Source organism: Vibrio genomosp. F6 (assembly GCF_005146325.1).
Lineage (GTDB): Bacteria > Pseudomonadota > Gammaproteobacteria > Enterobacterales > Vibrionaceae > Vibrio > Vibrio cortegadensis.
This window is the reverse complement of the sequence record NZ_SYUT01000048.1, coordinates 1-2,028: the sequence shown is the minus strand read 5'-3', so window position 1 is coordinate 2,028 and position 2,028 is coordinate 1. Positions and strand designations below refer to the sequence as shown.

The following is a 2,028-nucleotide window of genomic DNA, read 5'->3' as shown; positions in this document are numbered from 1 at the left end:
CTTAAATTGTTTGTTAGGTGAATTACACGAAGATTACAAATAACTGGCTGCTTTTTCATAAGCTTCAAGCTCTATCGGAGATTCTCGATAACCAAAGATTGCGAGTTGCAGTAAATACTTTTTAGTAAACTCATCAAGACCTAACTCTTCCGCTTGTTTTACATGAATTAACTCATGTGAAAGAAGCAATTTATCACCCTTAGCTTTAGTGGAAATCCAAATACCATAGCCAAACGTAGTGCCTGTGAAATAAGGAGAATCAAGACCTAATCGCTGCATCTGAAATAAAAGTGACTCGTTTTTAGGTAAAGGCAATTTGTCCGCATAATAAACACGTACTTTTTCAGGGTGTTTAATGCCAATCTTACGAGCTATTTCGAGATATTGAGGCAATAGTGCCTCGCCTTGAGATAAGGCAATATTTTCATTGTTTCTCACATATTTGATAGATAATGGAAAATATGCATCTATTTGCTCCACTAAGTGAGCTGGCGGATTTGAATAGACTTCAGATTTATCTTTGCAGCCCAGAACTAAAAAAATCAAAATTGCCAAAATTATGGACTTTGAAACAGCTCTCATACTTTGAGTGAACTCCTTTTCACCTAACGCCGCGTTAAGTGGTGAGCAGCGCAACCACTGCACTTAAAGTATTGTGCCGTATACACTAAAGATGAAGCAAACAAAAAATGCCAAGCGTTGGGAATCCGTCTTAAACGCCTTGTTATAATTTTTATTCTCGGCTTGAAATACTGCCTACTGGTACTTTTTTAGATAAGTTAGCTCTTTCATGAAATTCATTTGAATCAATGATTTCCATGTCTAAGCAGTGATCTCCTTCCGTAAATGAAGGGGATAACAGAAAGTAAAGCTCGTTTGGAGAATCTTCTGTAAGTCGATACAGACGAGTTTTCCACGATGAACTCCACCCTCCGTAACATGAAGCTCCAACATCTCCAGATTTAGATGGCAAACTAAATTCAATATAATCACCTGTTAGCAACCCACCGATGACTTTCCGATTGTATACAGGCCAATAGTGAATCGCTGAAGCTACAACATTTTCATTTCGAATTATGCCAACCTTTATATCCCCTTCTGATAGCTGAAGAGGCTCTGTTATCTTCAACTGAGGTATATCTTTAGAAACTGGCGCACTTGAGCAACCAGTAATTAACAGGATTCCAAATATGTAAAAAATAGAACGTTTCACAGTGTGATTCCTAATTAAAAAGTTATAACGCCGCGTTAAGTAGTGAGCAACGCAGACCACCAAACCTAAACCATTGTGCCGTAAACACTAAATTCAAAGCAAACCAAAAATGCCGAGCGTTGGGAATCTGTCTTAAACGCTTTGTTAGGCATTTTTTCCACTAAGATACTCTTCGTGTTGGATAGCCATTTCTTTCTCTATCCACTCTTCCGTTACGCCGAAGTGCGACCACACCTTTAAACTAAGTTGTTCAATAACGCGATCAGAAACTTGGAATAGTTCGATAAGTTCTTGTAGCTCTTTGATCATTGCTATACGACCGTCTAAATCCAAAAAGTGATTGGCGCGGTCATAGTAAAAGTCATGAGCTAACCAGTTTCTTTTTGTTAAAGTATGGTCGAGATGTGTAAGCAGATGGTCTGATAGCTCAACTCGAGTTTTAATTTGTCCGAGCAAGCGACCAAACGTCTTGGAGTTGATCCCTGCATATAACTCAAGCCATTGCTCCTGATCCAGAACTTTATTATCTAAGAGGCGATATGCCATAACAAAATTCACCAAAGCCTTTTCTGCACATTGAGCGTGAAAAGCAGCTAAGCCATAGAAAGCATAAACCTCTTTCTCGTCTCCGGTTTCAATTTCCGGAATTGGATTGATGTCTTGTATATTTAGGTCACCGATCTTCAATTTGCCTCCAAATGCCTAACGCCGCATTAAGGGGTGAACAACGCCTCCACCCAACCTAAAGCATTGTACCGTAAACACTAAATTTGAAGTAGATGCAAAAATGGCAAGCGTTGAGAATCCCTCTTAAA

3 protein-coding genes are annotated in these 2,028 nt (G+C 39.0%); all 3 read right to left on the bottom strand.

Features of this window, described 5'->3' with window-relative positions; translation table 11 throughout:
* Window positions 1-33: 33 nt before the first annotated feature.
* The 3 genes from FCV43_RS16885 to FCV43_RS16875 all read right to left on the bottom strand — a co-directional run bounded on the left by FCV43_RS16885 (window position 34) and on the right by FCV43_RS16875 (window position 1,900).
* Complete coding sequence (locus tag FCV43_RS16885; RefSeq protein WP_136995829.1) at window positions 34-582, bottom strand: hypothetical protein; 549 nt, start codon at window positions 580-582, stop codon at window positions 34-36.
* A gap of 151 nt (window positions 583-733) precedes the next feature.
* Window positions 734-1,213, bottom strand: a complete 480-nt coding sequence (locus FCV43_RS16880; RefSeq protein ID WP_113800009.1) for a hypothetical protein — start codon at window positions 1,211-1,213, stop codon at window positions 734-736.
* Window positions 1,214-1,357: 144 nt separating this feature from the next.
* Entirely contained in the window at window positions 1,358-1,900 is a 543-nt protein-coding gene (locus FCV43_RS16875; RefSeq protein WP_136995828.1) for a hypothetical protein, read from the bottom strand.
* Between the last annotated feature and the right edge of the window lie 128 nt (window positions 1,901-2,028).